The organism is Paenalcaligenes sp., assembly GCF_030152715.1.
Lineage (GTDB): Bacteria > Pseudomonadota > Gammaproteobacteria > Burkholderiales > Burkholderiaceae_B > Paenalcaligenes > Paenalcaligenes hermetiae.
In genome coordinates this window covers 1-18273 of record NZ_JASLIX010000039.1, presented here as the reverse complement: position 1 = coordinate 18273, position 18273 = coordinate 1, and the positions used below count along the sequence as shown (strand labels likewise).

Here is an 18273-nt window from a genome sequence, read left to right as displayed (position 1 = left end):
ATTGGGTGTGGAAAGAACATTGGATCCGCTATTGCGCTCAAGAGCACGGGCTAAAACGCCCAAGTTCACAATCTCATTGCCTAAAATATTAACGGTGCCTTTTACTAGACCAAGGCTCAGTCCTTGAGCTAAAGCGTCGATGGTGGTGGCGCCACTCATACTCGTACCTACACCGCTACCACCAAAATTTGATCCTCCTACTACGCCACTGCCGCCACTTTGTAAATGGCTACCACCAAGCATCCACTGGATGCCAAACTCATTGGCATCTTCGGCGTTGACTTCTACGATGAGGCTTTCAACCAAAACCTGAGCTCGCCGTTGATCAAGTTGATCAATGACTTCACGTATACCGCGATAAAGGGGGGCTGGAGCAGAAATAATTAATGTGTTGGTAGTTGGGTCGGCTTGGATGGTGGCACCGGCAGCAGAAAAGCTAATGGGTTGTAGCGGTTGCGTTTGAGATAATGCTTGGCTCAGGGGGTTGGTTTCGCTGTTGTCAGACATCCCTACAGGGTTGGTTGAGAGAGGTGCTGGAGTGGTAGGCGTAGTAGTAGAATTATTGGTTGCGTTTGTGGCGGTGGATTGCGGGTTCAGTCCCTCTAAGGCGCCGCGTAAGACCTGCGCCAAATGCGTGGCTTGGGCATTTTTTAAGTAAACCACATGTAGATTGCTTTTTTCAGCATTGGGGTTGTCGATTTTATAAATGAGGTCTTTAGCCATTTCTAAGCGGGCAGGGCTACCAGCTCGTAAGATAACAGAGTTGCTGCGTGGGTCAGCGACAATTTGTACTTGCTCAAAAGGATCGTTGCTGGTGCCGTTGAGCAGTTGAGTTGCTAAAGCGGCTACATCAATTGCTACGCCATATTCAATACTAATGACCTCGGTGTTAACACTGTGATGGGTGTCGATACGCTGAATTACGTCAGCAATGCGCAATAAATTATCGGCATAGTCAGTAATAACTAAGCTGTTGTTGGCCGCGTAAGCATTAATTGGATTCGCTGGGGAGACCATGGGACGCAATACGGGTAATAGGTCGTTGGCTTTTTCATGTTGTAAGCGAAATACTTGGGTGACGATTTCTCCTTTAAGGGAGAGCAGCTCTTCGGGGCTATAGCTGACAGGAGTACTATGTAGTTTGGCATCGGCTTCGGGAATCACGCGACTAATATTGTCGACGGTGGTGATAGCAAAGCCTTGCATGCGTAAAGCGCTTAAGAGCATGGAGTAAGCTTGACTCGCTGTAACAGGGGTTTCAGAAACCAGTGTGATTTTTCCGGCAACGCGTGGATCTACAATAAAATTACGACCAGTAAAAGAGGCCAAGCTACGTACGACTTGATCGATTTCCACTTCTACAAAATTTAATGTCGTACGATCGTTCTCTTGCTCTAAAGAGGGTTGAGGGCGTGCCATCCGTTTAGGATTGGAGGATTGTCCCCAGTGGCTAGGTGGACGACGTTTTGTAGAGCGATCATTAAGGTCAATAGGAGTAGGAACGGTTTCCTGCTTTACGCCAGCACTAGATTGGGTTGTGACAAAAAAAGAGGGCGCTTCATCTGTTGGGGGTAGGGTATGGCTGCAGCCCTGTAAAACCAAGAGGCTAAATAGGGTGCTACGGATAAAAACAGAGCGAGTCATCATACGAATAGGGACAACAAAAATTAATAAGGAAAACGAAGTTGGGCCCGCCCGTTTTGCATAGGACCTAACAGCGTTAATAGTTCGTGTAAAGAGTCGGCCATCTCTTCAGTGCTATAAGCCTCACCTTGGAAATGCCATCCAGATGAGGGGCGCCAGTCACCTTGGCCAACTAAGGAAAGCGGGCCGGAGATGCTGCTTAGTTTTATTTCTATATGTTGAGGGGTCTGTGGGTGCACTTGTAACTGATAAGTACCTAAAGGGCGAATAGGGCTTAAAGAGGTGGCAGCCTCTTGCCAAGTCAGTGTTAAAGTGTCACGAAGTTGCAAGGGATAGCTCAGCTTGAGCGTAGGCCAATGTAGTGTGATATCACCCTGTGGGCTGAGCGTATCGAACAAAGCATGAAAGGCACGTAGGCTGGTTGCCGGCAAAATCAAGGATTGTTGAGCTAGCGTCCAGTGACTGCCGCGCCAGCTTAGAGCACCTTGCTGAGGGTTTAAGGTGGGATGATTCCAGACAAGCTGGGGTAACCCTTGCCACTGCCAGTGCCAGCGCAGAGGTTGTGGTAGTGTTGTGGGCGCATAGGAGCCAAGCGTAAGGTAGGCGCTGCCTTGCCACCAGCGGCCAGAGGGTTGGCTAAGTTGAATAGGGCTGTTTTTTGGTATTGCGTATTGCATCCAACTTGCTGGCAGAAAAAACACGAAGCTCATAATTGCGACAAGGAGTAAAAAACCACGGTAGAGCCACGTTTTCATGGTTGCTCCTGCGGTTGTAAATGAATCTGACCCGATAAAAGCGCGGCTTGCTCTCGCCCCTCTTTTTGACTGCGTTGCAGGTGTAAATGGGAGACGTGAAGTTGCAGTTGCGTGGGGGTATGAAAAAGCCATTGAGTAAGTAATGTCGCAGGCATGGCGTCGACCTGTATATGCCAGGGGGGCGCTGCTTTTTTATCTTTGTCGGCAAACCTCATATAAGCACTCAAGGATTCCGTCGCGAGACTTTGTGCTAAGGCTTGGTGCTGCTCTTCAACCGAGTATGTGTAGCGGCGAGGCACGATCTGAGTAGCTTGGTGCTGGATGTGTAGCAGCTGCTCCCGTTCTTTTACGGCTGTTTGTAGGCGTTGATGGAGCTGTTGTGTTTGTTGTCGTTGCGCCTGTAGCTGCCAAACCCCAAGTAGGATCAGCAAAGCGACGGCACCCCAGCGCAAAGCACGTTTTTCTTGTGGGGTGCGAGTTTGCCAGAGTAAAGCGTGATAGTGCTGTAAATGTTGACGTACTTGCTGTTTCCATTGATGTTTACTCATGGTTTTGCTCCATATGCACTTCTATCCACAGAGCCACAGGGTTTGTTTCATCATCAAGCACAACGATTTGTTGAGCAGCCGCTTGGTCTTGTAGTTGCTGCCATGATGGCGTTGTGAAGAGGCTTGTCAAAGGTTCAGTCAGAGTGAGCTGTAAGCGTTGATTTTCATATTGCAACGCACGCACGTTATCGTTGAGCTCGGGGGCGAGCTCGCTGATGCGCTCTAATAGCCAAATTAAGCTTGCTGAATTAGGTTGATGAGAATGAGCCTCCTCTTGTTGTTGCAGTGCTTGTTTAGCTTGAGCTAAAGGGTTAATAACAAGAGGGAGATGGGGAAATGTACTTTGAACAAGTTCGAGATTGCTTTGTTGTAAAGCGTGGGTATAGTGCTTGACTTTATATTGACCCAATGCCACGCTGCTCCACCAGACTACTGTTGCAAGCAGGGGCCACTTTAGCCAAGGCCACATTGCGCTTGAAGTCGCTTGGCTATCCAAGACAAAAAACAAATTTGTCTTAGGTAAGGGTTCCGTACGCCAGTTAGCGTGATTTTCCTCGGTGCTAGGAATCAGCTGAATCCGAGATATAGCGGCTTGTTGTAACGGCTGGAGTAAAGGCTGCAAGGTTTTTTTTAAGGCCCAGCTCACTTGGTAATTGCCAGGAGAGGATTCTTCCCAACTCACAACATAACAATCGTAGGGCTGCAAAAGCATACTTTGTAAGCGACTGCGTATGGCGGTCTCGCGTTGCGATTTTTTAAGTGGAGGTAGGGTTAGCTGGGTGGTGATGGCATCCCCTTCTGCGAGCCAACAGACAAAGGGTAGGTGTGAAAACTGCCGTAAAAGCTGCGACAAGGGCATGTGGCCTTCTTGTTGTAGCTGACGGCGACGATCAACAATGGCAAAAGCAAGAGGCTGTTGCACGGTTAGTGTTTGTAATCGAGGAAGTTGTAACCGAAGATGTGTGCGCATTATTGAACCCAAACAATAGAGGTTTGATTGGACTGACGGTGCAGTAATGCTTGCTGGCGTACATGGGTAGCACCACGCTGAATTTCGCCATGCACTACAAACCACTGGCTTTTAAGCTCTACTTTTTTTAATGTGTCGTGTTCTGCGCTGGGTAAGCGTTGCAAAAACTGTGAGGTCGACATAAACCAATTTCCCTGATCTCGGTCACGGACTAGCTGGGTGGCTTCAGCCAAACTCAGTGTAGGAATAGAGGCGGCGAGCACTTCTGCCGAGGCCGTATTGATATTGAGCTTGGTCTGAGGGGGTAATAAGGTGCAGTACTGGTTAAGACGAGTACGTTGCTCAGAACTCAGTGAGGCAGCGGCTGCCAGCTCTGTCGGACGACGTCCCGCAAGTTGACTGGGGGAGTGAGAAGACGTTTGATAACTACCTAGAAGCTGTTGCGCAAATGCTTTAGCGAGTGTCTGAGGTAAATCTATCCACATAAAGAGCTGTTCAAGTTGAGCCACTTGCTGTGAATCAATTGCTTGGGCTGATACCAGGCGTAATAGATTAAACTTGCTTTGCTCGTCTTCAATATAACCAGAAAATAAGGCGGACTCTGTGCCCTCTATGGCCTCAATGGTTAGGTTTTGAAGGCGTTGTGCAAGCACTCCACTGGTAGTAGTGATCGGACTGCGGCGACCCTCGATTTGCAAAAGTTGTTGTACCCAGTCGAGTCCGCCGCGCAGCAGCCAAACAGCCTGACTACGCTCTTGTTCGGCAATGAGTCGTTCAGTTTGTTGGCTTTGTTTTTCTAATAAGCTGACCGCAATGAGGCTGGTAGCCATGACAATGACTAAGGCATTGATGACCGCTAAGCCTTGTTGTTGGATAGAGTAAAGGCTCATGGCAGCACCACCACTTTACGATAAGTGAAGCGTTGTTCGTTTTGCTGTTGAGTTAACTGGATTTCCACGCCTGTAGCACGCCGTTGGCTGAGTAAAGGCGGGGTTTGCCACCCCCGGGCTGGAATCCATGCTTGAATTTGAAAGTCGTGGACAGCGGGTAAAGCAACAAAGTGTGGCTGGCTCTGCGCAAGGGGTAGCTCGATGCCAGCAGTTGCCTCATCACGGTAAAGTTTTTGATCTTTAAAGGTCCATTGCACCCATTGCCATTGTTGATCAATGGCTTGCAAAATATATAGAGTAGAGGCGGTTTCAGTTTGCTCCCAATGGATACCATGCAGTTCCCAAGGTTGGTTGGCACTAAAAGGTAAAGCGGGGCGATTTTCCAGATAAAGCGATAAATTGGCATGATTTTGCAGATCGTACTCTAGCTGTTGCAGTACGGCCTGAATTGCATTGATTTGTGTCTGGGAGCGATCCAGACGTTGTTTAGCGCGATCGACATGATCTAGTGCTTGCCAAGATAAAACGCTTAAAATAGACATAATAAATAAGACAATGAGAACCTCAATAAGAGTAAAACCACGTTCATTCATCGTGCACGCGCTAAGGTTCCATATAAAGTACTCAAGGCATTGGGTTCATTTTCCAAGTGCACTCGAATGGTTATTTGGCGAAATTGAGCATGCATAGTTTTTTTACTTTCAATTTCACAAGAAAAGGGATATGGACCTAATGGGCACGCTTTTGTGCTAAGTCCAGGTTGTGGAAATGCACGCTGTAAATAGAGTTCAGCCAGCGTGTTTTGAGCCGCATGTAGGGCCAAGCTACGTAGTCCCACTTGGCGGCTGCTATGCGTACTGACTTGTAGTGCATGAAAAACTGCTGTGATCGCAACGCTAACAATAGCCAGAGCAATTAATACCTCGACAAGTGTATAACCGCGTTCTCTTTTCATTGATACAGCACCTCATAGCTACCATAGGGATCTTTTTGAATGCGTAAACGATCGATCCCGTTATCCAGGATTACGGTATAAGGGGCGCGTAGCCAATGCGCGTTAAACCGCACTACCTCATGTGCGGGCTCTATACTGACTTGCACCGGACGAGGACTCAGCCAGGATTGGGGCAGTAAAGGGGTGGGAAGTGTTTTGGTGTTGGCATCGGTTAGAGTAAAAGTAAAACCTTGGGATTCGGGTTGCCAAATCATGTTTACCCCTTGCTGGTGGGCATAGTTTTGAGCAAGAGTAAACAGTTGAGTGAGCCGAATGCCATCAGCATGTAAGCTATTGGTACTGGATTGGGGCATATAACTAATACCAACCATGGCAGTAATACTGATAATGACGAGTACTACTAAGACCTCCAGAATCGAAAACCCTTGCTGATGCATCGCAATATTATTGCCACGAGCCAATATCGCTATTAACGCCTTCTCCACCAGCGACACCGTCTGCCCCAAAAGAGAACACATCTACCTCACCATGTACACCGGGGTTTAGGTAATGATATGGATTTCCCCATGGGTCCATGGGTAAACGATCTAAATAAGGCTGCCAGTTGTGGGGAACAGGTGGAATGGTTGGTTTGGTTTGCAGGGCGTCTAACCCTTGTTCGGTGGTAGGGTATCGACCGTTATCTAAGCGATATAACTTTAGAGCTTGGCTGATAGCAAGAATATCTTGTTTTGCCGCAATAGCACGGGCTTGGTCAGGGCGATTTAGTAAATTTGGCACGACGAGAGCGGCCATAATACCCATGATCACGATGACCACCATAATTTCAATTAAAGAAAAACCCCGTTGTGATTGAGAGGCTACCGCTTGAGAAGAGTGTGATGACATTGCAAACAATTAATAAAAAAGAAAATGTCACATAAAGGACACCAAGGCGTGACAAAATAAAGCTCCTTACCCCTAACGGGCAGCATGGCTGCTAAATACTTAGAAGAAGGAATGAGTAGAGTGTATCTGCGCTACATTTCAAATTTATGGCAGGTTTTATCTAAACGAGGTAGTCAGGTCGCGATTGCGATGGCTTTAGGCTATGGAGTCGCCCATTTTTGGGCGCCTACGCCTTCGCTTGTAACCCGTTTTCTACATCCAGCGCCCCATGCGTCCCGAGCAGAAGACACCGTCAGTGCTTGGTTTGGAACACAGGGAGCACCGGTACGAGTGCAGCTGCTGGGTGTGATTCACTCAGCGCCGACGCGAGGCACGGCTATTTTGCGGGTGGATGCAAGTGAGCCGCGTGTTTATAAAGAAGGGGAGCTAATTGCGCAGGGGGTTTATTTGACTAAAGTTGAGGCTGATCGCATACAGATCGAACAGCAAGGTCAGACACAGTCGATTTTAATGCCCGCTCATCCTGTGCCCTTACCTAAACACGCTTTGCAGCGTCTACCATGATGGAGGCGTCGTTTTTGGTTTGGGGGGCGGTCGGGATACAGGCGATTGTGTTAGCTATGTGTTTAGCCAAAGAGTGGCGCCGTGTAGGGCAAGCCTTTTTTGAACAAGGCTGGCTAGCCCAACCGCTTTCAGCATACCCTTATTGGGGGTTGTTTTTTTTATTGTTGATCTCGCTCGTACGAGATCCGTTTCCTTTGACGGTTGCTATTACGATTGTTTTTATTTTTGGTTTATATCAGTTAGCTTATTTTGATGCACTAACGGGCTTTTTGCCTGATCGCTGGACCCTGACTTTATTATGGCTTGGCTTATTGGTGAATAGCCAATCGTGGTTTGTTCCACCGGATCAAGCGATTTTAGGAGCGGTTGTCGGCTATGTTTTTTTATATGGGTTGAATGCCGTGTATAGCCAATTAAAAAATCAGCCGGGTTTAGGTGGGGGTGATATGAAGTTATTAGCAGCTTTAGGTGCATTATGCGGATTATATGCTTTACCTTATTTATTATTTACCGCTTCGGTACTAGGGTTGCTGTTTGTGGTGGGTGCGCGCTTGCTACAAAAACGTGCCCCCGCTGCCATTCCTTTTGGGCCTTTTTTGGCAGGGGCTGGGGGGATTTGGTTGCTTTTATAAAGGCTAAAACAAAAAAAACCAACTGAAACAGTTGGTTTTATTGGGAATACTTGGTGGAGCCGGGGGGAATTGAACCCCCGTCCGCAAGCCCTCCGCAGGCAGTTCTACATGTGTAGTCGAATAATTTTAAGTTTTAGCCGCAAGCCATGCCATTCGACAGGCCATCTTTTGGCGATCCACATCGTTTTAGGTCTAAGTTCGTGTGGCCCGAACCAGACCGATTCTTTGTAATATGACGCTGCTGTTAGAAACCTAACCTAGCCCAAAGACAAACTAGTGCAGCGGCTCTAAAGACCGGTTATTAAGCGGCTAGAGCGAAACGCTCATCGTTGGCGTTTATAGTTTTCCAGTGGATTTACGAGCGAACTGGTGCTCGACATGCCCTGCTCTGTTTCGTGACCCACGTCGAAGCCAGATCGGCCCCAAGTGTTCATTTAGCAGTTTAAGATTCCATTATACGGGAAAAAACTCCAGATGTCTAAGAAGATTGGTGTACTATGCCTCCTAACTGATAAAAATAGTATTATTTTTCATTATTTATCTATCCATAAAAAGGGAGCTGTACATGAGTACGTCAGCTGATCATGGACCGCTGATGCGTTATATCAAGCACGGTAGTCTAGTAAGTCAAATTGCCTTGGGCTTAGTGGCTGGGGTTGTGTTTGCGTTTTTTCTACCCGAGGCGGCAAAGTCGGTCGCTTTATTGGGGGACTTATTTGTTAAAGCCTTAAAATCGGTCGCCCCTGTATTGGTGTTTATTTTGGTTCTATCCTCCATTGCGAATCACCGCCAGGGTAGTAAAAGTAATATGGGGCGGGTGGTGGCGTTGTATTTGGTGGGCACATTTTTAGCGGCGCTGCTAGCCGTTGTGGTGAGCTTTATCTTTCCGGTCTCCATTCAGTTGCAAACAACCACAGAAAGTTTAAACCCTCCTGACAATATTGGTGATGTATTACTAACGGTATTATTAAATATTGTCGATAATCCCGTAGGAGCCATTTTAAATGCGAACTATATGGGGATTTTAGCGTGGGCCATTGCGTTGGGGATTGCACTGCGCAATGCCAGTGACTCCACCAAAGAGATGGCGCGACACCTAAGCGATGCGGTGTCTTTTGTAGTGCGATTAGTGATTCGTTTTGCTCCCTTGGGGATTTTTGGCTTGGTCGCCGGTACGATTGCTACGACAGGGTTTAGCGTGTTGTGGGATTACGCTCGGTTATTAGCGATTTTACTAGGGTGTATGCTGGTTGTGGCTTTGGTGGTCAACCCATTGATCGTATGGACGCAAATTCGTCGTAATCCGTATCCGCTGGTGTTTACTTGTTTAAAAGAAAGTGGCGTCACTGCATTCTTTACCCGTAGCTCGGCGGCGAATATTCCCGTTAATATGAACCTGTCTAAAAAACTGGGTTTAAACGAGGATATTTATTCGGTATCTATTCCTTTAGGTGCGACCATCAATATGGGAGGAGCCGCGATCACGATTACTGTGCTTACCTTAGCGGCTGTAAATACTTTGGGTATTTCTGTGGATATTGGCACCGCATTGTTGTTAAGTGTTGTAGCGGCTATAGCGGCGTGTGGGGCCTCAGGGGTGGCAGGTGGCTCATTGCTGCTCATTCCTTTAGCTGCAAGCTTGTTTGGTATGTCTAACGATGTGGCCATGCAGATTGTCGGTGTGGGTTTTATTATCGGCGTATTGCAGGACTCGGCAGAAACTGCACTGAACTCGTCGACCGACGTATTGTTTACCGCGGCGGCATCTATGCACCAAGACCAGCACGCGTAGGTGGAGCTTGATCTAAAAAAAGCGATGGGGATTTGACTCCATCGCTTTTTTTGTGTTTTAGAGCCAATGTTGCTCAAGCAAAGGGAAAATATCATCGGCGTGATTGGCTACCCAGTTGGCTTGCCACGAAGGGATAGCCGGGTCAAAATGACAGTATCCATAAGCCGCTACCATGGTTGTCATGCCAGCCGCTTTACCAGCGACGATATCCCTTTCGTCATCGCCGATATACACACACTGTTCTGGTGCTACACCTGTACGCTCACAAGCTAAAAATAATGAGGCAGGATTCGGTTTTAGGTGGGGGGTACAATCGCCCCCTATGGTTACTGTACTACGCTCTAACAGGGCAAAATGACGCATGATAGGTAGGGTTAAACCCAGTGCTTTGTTGGTGACCACCCCCCAAGGGATACGGTGGGCATCAAGCTGCTGGATGAGCGATTCAACCCCTTCAAAAAGTTGACTATGAACAGTGGAGTTAGCTGCGTAGTGATCCAAGAAAATTTGTTTTTGAGGCTCGAAATCGGGGTGATCCATATCCAGATCAAGCGCTGCTTTTAACAGCCCGCGCGCACCCATAGAGGCGTAGGGGCGTAAATACGCTAGAGGCAGAGGGGCTAAACCTTTTTCAAGACGCAGGTAGTTGGCACTATTGGCCAGGTCGGGTGCGGAGTCAACTAAGGTCCCATCAAAATCAAACAAAACCATTTTTGTATCCATGTGCTTAGGTAGAGATTTTTTGTGTGGCCATGAGGTAGTTAACGCTACCATCGTCACTGAGTCGATAATGTTTGCTTAGAGGGTTGTATTCCAGCCCTTTGAGTTGATGCATGGTTAACCCCGCTTGGCGTGCGGAGCGAGCGAGCTCGCTGGGCTTGATGAACGACTCGTAGTGATGTGTGCCTTTTGGGACAAGGTTTAATAAATATTCAGCGCCAATAATGGCAAATAAAAAGGACTTTGGGTTACGGTTTAGGGTGGAAAAGATCACCCAGCCATTGGGTTTTACCAAGCGCGCGCAGGCGTGCACAATAGAAGCTGGATTGGGAACATGCTCAAGCATTTCCATGCAGGTGACTACATCGAATTGCTCTGTATGCTGGGCGGCCATTTCTTCAGCACTAATGTATTGGTAATTGACTTTGATGCCGGATTCCAAACTATGTAGGCGAGCTATTTTTAGCGATTTTTCAGCCAAATCTATTCCGGTGACGTCTGCACCGAGTTGAGCCATGGACTCAGCCAAAATGCCTCCGCCACAGCCCACATCAATCACTTTTTTTTGTTGTAGCCCGCCTACGGTGTCATTGATCCAGTTAAGACGTAAAGGATTGATGTCATGTAGGGGTTTAAATTCGCTGGTAGGGTCCCACCATTTCGAGGCCAAAGCACTGAATTTTTCAATTTCTGTTGGATCAACATTTACCGTAGACATAATACCGACCTATAAAATAATAAAGGCTCCTAGAAAGGAGCCTTTATTGTATCGTGTTACGCGAAACAGAGAATTACTGTTTACGGGAACCTACGATTTCGATCTCTACGCGACGGTTTTGGGCGCGGCCTTCGCGAGTAGCGTTAGTAGCTACAGGCTCTAGCTCACCTTTACCTTCGGTGTAGATACGGTCAGCAGGAACACCTTTGGATACCAAGTACTCTTTTACAGAGTTAGCGCGACGCTCAGACAATTTTTGGTTGTAAGCTTCGGGACCTGTGGAGTCGGTGTGACCGGTAGCGATCAAGGTTTCGAGTTCAATGCTGTTGGCTTGCTCTGCAACCTGATCTAGAACTTGACGACCTTCAGGCTTCAATGTGGCTTTGTCGAAATCAAAGAAGGTGTCAGCGTTTAGAACCACTTTGGTTGTAGTAGGAGCAACAACAGGGGCTTCTGGAGCTTGAGCTACAGGCACACCGTCACAACCTGCGATGCCGGTAGCGGGTGTCCAGAAGTTGTTGCGCCAGCACAATTCATTTGTGCCGTTTTTCCATACGTCGCCAAAAGAGTTTTGCCAGTTATTGACTTCACCGGTCTGTGCGGACACAGCACCAGTGGCTGTGGCTGCCGCAAAGGCGAGTGCAAGTGCGATTTTGGAGGGTTTATTCATGTTTCTCCTCGTTTGAGCTGATGCTGTTAAGTGACCGCAGCGAACCCCTGCCGCTTTGTTTTATAAAAACGGAACCGAATTTGCAACACTAAGAGTGGTCCAAGCGCTGCGTCGGGTTTCATGCGTGTTAGCCAGAATGTTAAGACATTTCTGTCCGGTTCGTTAAGCGCAGAGGTGGTATATCGTGCAGATCGACCTAATAATGGCCGATATCTGGCATTATTGTTGGTTTTAGGCAACAAGGCAAGTGTTGATCAGAATCTGAACACTTATTCACTTTTTTTTGGTGCTTTTTGCCTACATTCTCATTTTTTTTCTTCAAAATGAGGGGGTAGTACAATAGGGCTATAGGGTGATGGTAGAATTTATTATTCGCCCTCATCGGCCTGCATATTGCTTAACTCATATCTATAAAGACAAATTAATATGGATTCCTTTGCTAAGGAGACTCTTCCTATTTCTCTGGAAGAGGAAATGCGTCGCAGTTATCTTGATTACGCCATGAGCGTAATTGTCGGGCGTGCGTTACCGGATGTACGTGATGGCTTAAAGCCCGTACACCGTCGCGTTCTATTTGCGATGCATGAGCTCAACAATGACTGGAACCGCGCTTATAAGAAATCAGCGCGTATTGTGGGTGATGTTATTGGTAAATACCACCCGCACGGGGACTCGGCGGTTTATGACACCATCGTACGCTTAGCCCAAGACTTCTCCATGCGTTATATGCTGGTTGATGGGCAGGGTAACTTTGGTTCTATCGATGGTGATGGCGCAGCTGCTATGCGTTATACCGAGGTCCGTCTAGCCAAGATTTCTCATGAAATGTTGGCAGATATCGACCAGGAAACCGTGGATTTTGTTCCTAACTATGACGGCAGCGAGTTAGAGCCTGCTTTATTACCCTCCCGTCTTCCTAATCTACTGGTAAACGGTAGTTCAGGAATTGCGGTAGGGATGGCAACAAATATCCCTCCACATAACTTGGCCGAGGTAGTCGATGGCTGTTTATATTGTTTGAGTCACCCAGACTGTACCGTTGATGATCTGTTCGAATTTATTCCTGCCCCTGACTTTCCCACAGGGGGCATCATTTACGGTATGTCAGGTGTACGCGAGGGCTATCGTACGGGTCGAGGGCGTGTGGTCATGCGTGCAAAAGCGCATTTTGAGGACATGGAAAAAGGCTCGCGTCAGGCGATTGTGATTGATGCCTTGCCCTACCAAGTCAACAAAAAATCCCTACAAGAGCGCATAGCCGATTTAGTTAATGAGAAAAAAATCGAAGGGATTTCGGATATCCGCGATGAGTCTGACAAAGACGGTATGCGCTTAGTCATTGAGCTCAAGCGTGGCGAAGTCCCCGAGGTGGTTTTAAACAACCTATATAAAAATACCCAGCTCCAAGAAACTTTTGGCATGAATATGGTGGCGCTGGTAGATGGCCAGCCGCGCTTACTCAACCTGAAGCAGCTGGTGGAGTATTTCCTTTTCCATCGTCGTGAAGTCGTCACGCGGCGGACAGTGTATCAGCTGCGCAGAGCGCGCGAGCGTGGTCATGTGCTCGAAGGCCTAGCCGTGGCTTTAGCCAATATTGACGAGTTTATTCGTATCATTCGCGCTGCGCCTACCCCCCCTGATGCACGTCGTGAGCTCTTAGCACGGAGCTGGGATGCCCAGATTGTGCGCGATATGCTAGCGCGTGCTGATCAAAGTCAGATCCCTGGCGGTCGCTTGGCCTATCGCCCGGATAATCTAGAGGACCACTTTGGTTTACAGGCAGACGGCATGTACAGGCTGAGCGAAACACAGGCTCAAGAAATTCTGAATATGCGTCTGCAGCGCCTTACCGGTTTAGAGCAAGATAAAATCGTTGGCGAGTACAAAGAGGTCATGGATCGTATTGCGGACCTGCTTGATATCCTCGCGCGCCCAGAGCGTGTGACGCAGATTATTGCAGATGAGCTTGTTGCTCTCAAAGAAGAATTCTCTGGTGAAAAAGACCAGCGTCGCTCCGAAATTGAATTTAATGCGACCGAGCTAGACACCGAGGACTTGATTACCCCCATGGATATGGTGGTGACGCTTTCACACGAAGGCTACATCAAGAGTCAGCCCTTATCGGAATACCGTGCCCAGCGTCGTGGCGGGCGGGGCAAACAGGCAACAACCATGAAAGAGGATGATTGGATTGATTACCTGTTTGTGGCGAACACACATGATTACTTGCTGTGCTTTTCAGACCGAGGCCGCGTGTATTGGCTCAAAGTCTGGGAGGTCCCCCAAGGTTCTCGCAACTCACGTGGTCGTCCTATTGTGAATATGTTCCCCTTGGAGCCCGAGGAGAAAATCACCGTGGTCTTGGCAGTCAAAGAGTTTAGCGAAGACCAGTATGTCTTTATGGCTACTTCACAGGGCACAGTGAAAAAAACCCCCTTGTCACATTTTTCGAATCCACGCAAAGCCGGCATTATTGCTGTTGGCTTAGACGAGGGCGATTATTTGATCGGGGCACAACTCACTGCTGGTCAGCATGATGTGATGCTGTTCTCTGATGCGGGTAAAGCGGTGCGCTTCTGCGAGACTGATGTGCGTCCAATGGGGCGTACAGCTCGGGGTGTGCGTGGTATGAACCTTGATGAAGGGCAGCGAGTGATTGCGCTTTTAGTGGCTGATGATGAAAGCCAGTCCGTGCTGACAGCGACAGAAAACGGTTTTGGTAAGCGTACTTCGATTAGTGAGTACACCCGTCATGGGCGCGGCACAAAGGGCATGATAGCCATCCAGACCTCAGACCGTAATGGTAGTTTGGTTGGCGCGGTGTTGGTCAATGAAAATGATGAGATCATGCTGATTACTAATGCGGGCGTATTGGTACGGACTCGTGTTGAGGAAATTCGTGAAATGGGTCGCGCTACCCAAGGTGTGACACTCATTAATGTGGACGAAAACAGTAAATTGTCCGGTGTGTATCGCGTGGTGGAGTCTGATGTCGATGATGATGAGAGCGACGATGAGACGACAGATACAGAAGAGGGGCCGATGCCCGCTACAGATGAATAAATGAAAAAAAGGATTTGAATATGCGTCCATGGAATTTTTCTGCAGGCCCATCGGTGCTTCCGGTTGATGTCTTAGAGCAAGCTGCTCGAGAAATGCTGGACTGGCATGGCTCAGGTATGTCGGTGATGGAAATGAGCCACCGCGGCAAAGAGTTTATGCAGATTCGTGATGAGGCGGAGCAAGATCTACGTGATTTGCTCCAGGTGCCCGACGATTTTGCGGTGTTGTTTATGCAGGGTGGCGCTCAAGCACAAAATGCTATTGTGCCCATGAACCTTTTGGGCTTGGCAGGGCATAATCAGGCGGATTATGTGGTTTCGGGAAGCTGGTCTAAAAAATCATTCAAAGAGGCTCAGCGGTACGGGGATGTGCGCTTAGCGGCTAGCTCCGAGGCGTCTACAGAAATCAATCAGCAAACTCAAGCTGGGTTTAGCTGGTTTCCTACGCCTGATACATGGGAAGTCCGGGAGACTTCTTCGTATGTGCACGTTTGTGCCAATGAAACAATAGGTGGGGTAGAGTTTAACGACTGGCCGCTACTATCAGTACCATTAGTGGTGGATGTGTCTTCAAATATTCTGTCACGTCCTATTGATTTTTCTAAGGTCGATATGGCGTATGCGGGGGCGCAGAAAAATGCTGGACCTGCTGGGTTGACCATTGTGATTGTGCGTAAAGACTTGCTTGGGGGCGCTTCCGAGTACTGTCCAAGCGCATTCAATTACGATTTGGTGGCGAAAAGTCAGTCTATGTTCAATACGCCTCCCACCTATCCGATTTACATGGCTGGGCTGGTGTTTAAGTGGCTCAAAACCCAAGGCGGGGTCGCCGCCATGGAACAACGAAATCAGCAAAAATCGGAACTCTTATATCGCTATTTGGATAGCTCTGATTTTTATCATAATCAGGTCGAGCCCTCCGTGCGCTCTCGTATGAATATTCCGTTTTTGTTAGCTAAGCCTGAGCTAGATGCCTTGTTTTTAGCCGAAGCCGAAAAAGCAGGGCTTTTGCAACTTAAAGGCCATAAAAGTGTAGGGGGGATGCGCGCCTCCATTTATAATGCGCTTCCTCTTGCTGCGGTAGAGGCACTGGTTGCCTTCATGAAGGACTTTGAGGCAAAGCATGGCTAAACAGTTATTAGAGCGCTTGCGCCCTTGGCGTGAGCGTATCGATGCGTTGGATCAGCAGATTCTGGACTTGCTTAACCAGCGAGCGCAAGCCGCTTTAGAAATTGGCAAAATTAAAGAAGCATATAACGCTGAGGATAGTATTCTAAAGCCCGAGCGCGAAGCCCAAATTATCACGCATCTACAAAATCTGAATACCGGTCCTATTACGCCTGCTTCTGTGCAGGCAGTATGGAGCGAGGTGATTTCTGCCTGTAGGGGTTTAGAGCAAAAATTGCGTGTTGCTTTTCTTGGTCCTACGGGTTCGTTTTCCGAGCAGGCAGCGCTTGCACATTTTGGGCATTTTGTGGAACCGGTGCCGTGCCAGAGCTTTGACGAGGTCTTTCGGTTGGTCGAGGTGGGCGAGGCCGATGTAGGGATGGTGCCGGTTGAAAACTCAACAGAAGGGGCGGTAAACCGCACCTTGGACCTATTGCTCAATACTTCCTTAAAAGTGTTGGGTGAGCACTCCCTAGCGATTCATCATAATCTACTGACCCAATCCGGCTCAATGGAGCAAGTTCAGCGTATTATGGCGCATCCACAAGCTTTAGCACAGTGTCATAACTGGTTGGCTACCCATTATCCACAGATTCAGCAAGATGCTGCTTCTAGCAATGCCGAGGCGGCACGAATTGCTTCCCAGGACGCTTCTGTGGCAGCCATTGCGGGCAAAAAGGCGGCAGAGTCGTGGGGGTTACAGGTGGCTCATGCAGGGATTCAAGACGATGCTCAAAACCGTACACGCTTTTTGGCGGTGGGGAACATCGAGTCTTTGCCTTCAGGCAATGATAAAACGAGCCTAATTGTAGCGGTACCGAACCGAGCGGGCGCTGTGCATGAAATGCTGGCACCTTTTGCGCAGCATCAGGTTTCCATGACACGTTTGGAGTCGCGCCCGGCGCGTACAGGGCAGTGGGAGTATTATTTTTATATGGATCTTCTCGGTCATCAAGAAGAGCCAGCCGTACAAAGCGCTTTGCAGGCCTTAAAGCAGCAAGTTGCCTTCTGTAAGATTCTTGGTTCCTACCCTTGTCAGGACTAGTTATGCAGACCCCCTCTTTTTTCGTGCCAGTATTGGTAGTGGTAGGGCCGGGCCTAATAGGTGGGTCCTTGGCTGCAGCATTAAAAAAAGCGGGTTGTGTCGGTAAGGTCATTGGCGTGAGTCGGCAGACCGCTACTACCAGCGCCGCCTTGCGTCTAGGGCTGATTGACGAGGTCGCGGATTTAGCGACGGCCACACAGCAGGCAGATTTGATCGTTTTGGCGACACCCGTACGGGCAACGCGATCCCTACTAGAACAAATTCAGCCCCATTTATTGCCCCACACCCTCATCACCGATGTAGGGAGTACTAAAGCCGATGTGGTGACAGAAGCGATTGAGGTGCTTGGCGAGCAATCTACACAGTTTTTAGCGGGGCATCCTATTGCGGGCGCAGAGAAAGCAGGGCCTGAGGCGGCTCAGTCTGATTTATACCAAAATCGTATTGTGATTTTGACCCCACATAAAAACAACACGCAACGAGCGCGTGCATTTTTGACTCAGATGTGGGAGGCCTGCGGAGCGCGCGTGATGCTGATGTCAGCTGAAAGCCATGACCGGGTGCTGGCTTCGGTGAGTCATGTGCCGCATTTTCTATCTTCTGTCTTTATGTGGCAGGTTGCGAGTGCGAGCGATGCTGATGTGCGGTTGCATGTGGCTGGCAGCGGCTTTAGAGATTTTACGCGGATTGCGGCAGGCTCGGCTGAGGTCTGGCGTGATATTTTTTTAAGCAATCGCGAGGCGGTATTGTCTGAGCTGCAGCAAGTGCGCGCTGCTTTTGAGCAGGCAGAGCGCGCACTGCGCGATACGGATGAACAAGCCTTATATGATTTTTTAGAAAAAGCGGCTTTAGCCCGCCGTCTTTGGGGTAGCAGGAGTGGATTACAATGAGCTTAGAAGCATTAACCTTATCACCGGCCACACATGCCCAGGGTACCGTGCAGCTACCTGGGTCAAAAAGTATTTCTAACCGGGCCTTACTGCTTGCGGCAATTACTTCTGGCACAACAACTTTAACTGGGGTGTTGGACTCTGATGACACACGGGTTATGTTGGAGTCTTTGCACAAAATGGGCGTGTCTGCTCAGAAAGTGGCGGAGACTACATATCGGATTCAGGGCGGCGTTCCTTTTTCGCCGTCTCGGGCCGACTTGTTTTTGGGGAATGCGGGCACGGCTGTTCGTTCTCTGACCGCAGCCCTTGCGTTGATGGGGGGCGAGTTCACGCTCTCCGGTATTCCTCGTATGCATGAGC

At 48.7% G+C, this 18273-nt stretch carries 19 protein-coding genes, 1 other RNA gene and 1 pseudogene; 8 read left to right on the top strand and 13 right to left on the bottom strand.

All coding sequences use genetic code 11. The features are described 5' to 3' along the window. From gspD to gspG, 9 genes are all read right to left on the bottom strand, one after another. The coding region (gene gspD, locus Q1V74_RS03115; protein ID WP_300647018.1) for a type II secretion system secretin GspD at positions 1-1647 on the bottom strand (1647 nt) is incomplete at its 3' end. A gap of 20 nt (positions 1648-1667) precedes the next feature. Next, positions 1668-2399 (bottom strand): type II secretion system protein N, encoded by a 732-nt coding sequence (locus Q1V74_RS03110; RefSeq protein ID WP_300647017.1) that lies wholly within the window; start codon positions 2397-2399, stop codon positions 1668-1670. Further along, positions 2396-2947 (bottom strand): type II secretion system protein GspM, encoded by a 552-nt coding sequence (gene gspM / locus Q1V74_RS03105; RefSeq protein WP_300647016.1) that lies wholly within the window; start codon positions 2945-2947, stop codon positions 2396-2398. The genes Q1V74_RS03110 and gspM overlap by 4 nt, the downstream gene beginning before the upstream one ends. After that, positions 2940-3917 (bottom strand): GspL/Epsl periplasmic domain-containing protein, encoded by a 978-nt coding sequence (locus Q1V74_RS03100; protein ID WP_300647014.1) that lies wholly within the window; start codon positions 3915-3917, stop codon positions 2940-2942. The genes gspM and Q1V74_RS03100 overlap by 8 nt, the downstream gene beginning before the upstream one ends. Then, positions 3917-4807 carry a type II secretion system minor pseudopilin GspK gene (gene gspK / locus Q1V74_RS03095; RefSeq protein ID WP_300647013.1) on the bottom strand — a complete coding sequence of 297 codons (891 nt, stop codon included), beginning with the start codon at positions 4805-4807 and terminating at the stop codon, positions 3917-3919. Before gspK ends, Q1V74_RS03100 begins: the two co-directional genes overlap by 1 nt. After that, a complete protein-coding gene (locus Q1V74_RS03090; RefSeq protein ID WP_260650354.1) occupies positions 4804-5400 on the bottom strand; it encodes a prepilin-type N-terminal cleavage/methylation domain-containing protein in 597 nt (198 codons plus the stop codon). The genes gspK and Q1V74_RS03090 overlap by 4 nt, the downstream gene beginning before the upstream one ends. Next, a complete protein-coding gene (gene gspI / locus Q1V74_RS03085) occupies positions 5397-5762 on the bottom strand; it encodes a type II secretion system minor pseudopilin GspI (protein WP_260650355.1) in 366 nt (121 codons plus the stop codon). Before gspI ends, Q1V74_RS03090 begins: the two co-directional genes overlap by 4 nt. Then, on the bottom strand, positions 5759-6280 hold the full coding sequence (locus Q1V74_RS03080; protein ID WP_300647012.1) for a prepilin-type N-terminal cleavage/methylation domain-containing protein: 522 nt from the start codon (positions 6278-6280) through the stop codon (positions 5759-5761). Before Q1V74_RS03080 ends, gspI begins: the two co-directional genes overlap by 4 nt. Continuing rightward, a complete protein-coding gene (gene gspG, locus Q1V74_RS03075; RefSeq protein ID WP_300647011.1) occupies positions 6207-6650 on the bottom strand; it encodes a type II secretion system major pseudopilin GspG in 444 nt (147 codons plus the stop codon). The genes Q1V74_RS03080 and gspG overlap by 74 nt, the downstream gene beginning before the upstream one ends. A gap of 111 nt (positions 6651-6761) precedes the next feature. Between gspG and Q1V74_RS03070 the strand changes: the two genes are divergently transcribed. Both Q1V74_RS03070 and Q1V74_RS03065 read left to right on the top strand, forming a co-directional pair. Then, entirely contained in the window at positions 6762-7214 is a 453-nt protein-coding gene (locus Q1V74_RS03070; RefSeq protein ID WP_300647010.1) for a type II secretion system protein N, read from the top strand. Next, positions 7211-7846 (top strand): A24 family peptidase, encoded by a 636-nt coding sequence (locus Q1V74_RS03065; protein WP_300647009.1) that lies wholly within the window; start codon positions 7211-7213, stop codon positions 7844-7846. The genes Q1V74_RS03070 and Q1V74_RS03065 overlap by 4 nt, the downstream gene beginning before the upstream one ends. 51 nt (positions 7847-7897) lie before the next feature. On the opposite strand, the gene ssrA is transcribed toward Q1V74_RS03065, so the two are convergent. Beyond that, positions 7898-8270: a transfer-messenger RNA gene (gene ssrA, locus Q1V74_RS03060) on the bottom strand. Between the two features lie 141 nt (positions 8271-8411). Here ssrA and sstT point away from each other — a divergent pair. Next, on the top strand, positions 8412-9638 hold the full coding sequence (gene sstT, locus Q1V74_RS03055) for a serine/threonine transporter SstT (RefSeq protein WP_300647008.1): 1227 nt from the start codon (positions 8412-8414) through the stop codon (positions 9636-9638). Positions 9639-9695: 57 nt separating this feature from the next. Here sstT and Q1V74_RS03050 read toward each other — a convergent pair whose 3' ends face one another. From Q1V74_RS03050 to ompA, 3 genes are all read right to left on the bottom strand, one after another. Next, positions 9696-10361 (bottom strand): HAD-IA family hydrolase, encoded by a 666-nt coding sequence (locus Q1V74_RS03050; protein ID WP_300647007.1) that lies wholly within the window; start codon positions 10359-10361, stop codon positions 9696-9698. 4 nt (positions 10362-10365) lie between these two features. Then, a complete protein-coding gene (gene ubiG, locus Q1V74_RS03045; protein ID WP_260650362.1) occupies positions 10366-11076 on the bottom strand; it encodes a bifunctional 2-polyprenyl-6-hydroxyphenol methylase/3-demethylubiquinol 3-O-methyltransferase UbiG in 711 nt (236 codons plus the stop codon). Positions 11077-11149: 73 nt separating this feature from the next. Continuing rightward, on the bottom strand, positions 11150-11746 hold the full coding sequence (ompA, locus tag Q1V74_RS03040) for an outer membrane protein OmpA (protein ID WP_260650363.1): 597 nt from the start codon (positions 11744-11746) through the stop codon (positions 11150-11152). 426 nt (positions 11747-12172) lie between these two features. On the opposite strand from ompA, the gene gyrA reads away from it, so the two are divergent. The 5 genes and pseudogenes from gyrA to Q1V74_RS03015 form a co-directional block, all read left to right on the top strand. Beyond that, on the top strand, positions 12173-14809 hold the full coding sequence (gyrA, locus tag Q1V74_RS03035) for a DNA gyrase subunit A (RefSeq protein ID WP_260650364.1): 2637 nt from the start codon (positions 12173-12175) through the stop codon (positions 14807-14809). 14 nt (positions 14810-14823) lie between these two features. Next, entirely contained in the window at positions 14824-15939 is a 1116-nt protein-coding gene (gene serC, locus Q1V74_RS03030) for a 3-phosphoserine/phosphohydroxythreonine transaminase (protein ID WP_300647006.1), read from the top strand. Continuing rightward, complete coding sequence (pheA, locus tag Q1V74_RS03025; RefSeq protein ID WP_300647004.1) at positions 15932-17020, top strand: prephenate dehydratase; 1089 nt, start codon at positions 15932-15934, stop codon at positions 17018-17020. The genes serC and pheA overlap by 8 nt, the downstream gene beginning before the upstream one ends. A gap of 2 nt (positions 17021-17022) precedes the next feature. Next, positions 17023-17910 (top strand): prephenate dehydrogenase/arogenate dehydrogenase family protein, encoded by an 888-nt coding sequence (locus tag Q1V74_RS03020; protein ID WP_300647003.1) that lies wholly within the window; start codon positions 17023-17025, stop codon positions 17908-17910. Further along, a pseudogene (locus tag Q1V74_RS03015) lies at positions 17907-18273 on the top strand (3-phosphoshikimate 1-carboxyvinyltransferase); the annotation flags it as partial. The gene Q1V74_RS03020 and the pseudogene Q1V74_RS03015, both read left to right, overlap by 4 nt.

Bases quoted from the DNA above. Each gene is read 5' to 3' on its own strand.
- Q1V74_RS03110 (WP_300647017.1), bottom strand. From the start codon at position 2,399: ATGAAAACGTGGCTCTACCGTGGTTTTTTACTCCTTGTCGCAATTATG.
- gspM (WP_300647016.1), bottom strand. From the start codon at position 2,947: ATGAGTAAACATCAATGGAAACAGCAAGTACGTCAACATTTACAGCAC.
- Q1V74_RS03100 (WP_300647014.1), bottom strand. From the start codon at position 3,917: ATGCGCACACATCTTCGGTTACAACTTCCTCGATTACAAACACTAACC.
- gspK (WP_300647013.1), bottom strand. From the start codon at position 4,807: ATGAGCCTTTACTCTATCCAACAACAAGGCTTAGCGGTCATCAATGCC.
- Q1V74_RS03090 (WP_260650354.1), bottom strand. From the start codon at position 5,400: ATGAATGAACGTGGTTTTACTCTTATTGAGGTTCTCATTGTCTTATTT.
- gspI (WP_260650355.1), bottom strand. From the start codon at position 5,762: ATGAAAAGAGAACGCGGTTATACACTTGTCGAGGTATTAATTGCTCTG.
- Q1V74_RS03080 (WP_300647012.1), bottom strand. From the start codon at position 6,280: ATGTGTTCTCTTTTGGGGCAGACGGTGTCGCTGGTGGAGAAGGCGTTA.
- gspG (WP_300647011.1), bottom strand. From the start codon at position 6,650: ATGTCATCACACTCTTCTCAAGCGGTAGCCTCTCAATCACAACGGGGT.
- Q1V74_RS03070 (WP_300647010.1), top strand. From the start codon at position 6,762: ATGAGTAGAGTGTATCTGCGCTACATTTCAAATTTATGGCAGGTTTTA.
- Q1V74_RS03065 (WP_300647009.1), top strand. From the start codon at position 7,211: ATGATGGAGGCGTCGTTTTTGGTTTGGGGGGCGGTCGGGATACAGGCG.
- sstT (WP_300647008.1), top strand. From the start codon at position 8,412: ATGAGTACGTCAGCTGATCATGGACCGCTGATGCGTTATATCAAGCAC.
- Q1V74_RS03050 (WP_300647007.1), bottom strand. From the start codon at position 10,361: ATGGATACAAAAATGGTTTTGTTTGATTTTGATGGGACCTTAGTTGAC.
- ubiG (WP_260650362.1), bottom strand. From the start codon at position 11,076: ATGTCTACGGTAAATGTTGATCCAACAGAAATTGAAAAATTCAGTGCT.
- ompA (WP_260650363.1), bottom strand. From the start codon at position 11,746: ATGAATAAACCCTCCAAAATCGCACTTGCACTCGCCTTTGCGGCAGCC.
- gyrA (WP_260650364.1), top strand. From the start codon at position 12,173: ATGGATTCCTTTGCTAAGGAGACTCTTCCTATTTCTCTGGAAGAGGAA.
- pheA (WP_300647004.1), top strand. From the start codon at position 15,932: ATGGCTAAACAGTTATTAGAGCGCTTGCGCCCTTGGCGTGAGCGTATC.
- Q1V74_RS03020 (WP_300647003.1), top strand. From the start codon at position 17,023: ATGCAGACCCCCTCTTTTTTCGTGCCAGTATTGGTAGTGGTAGGGCCG.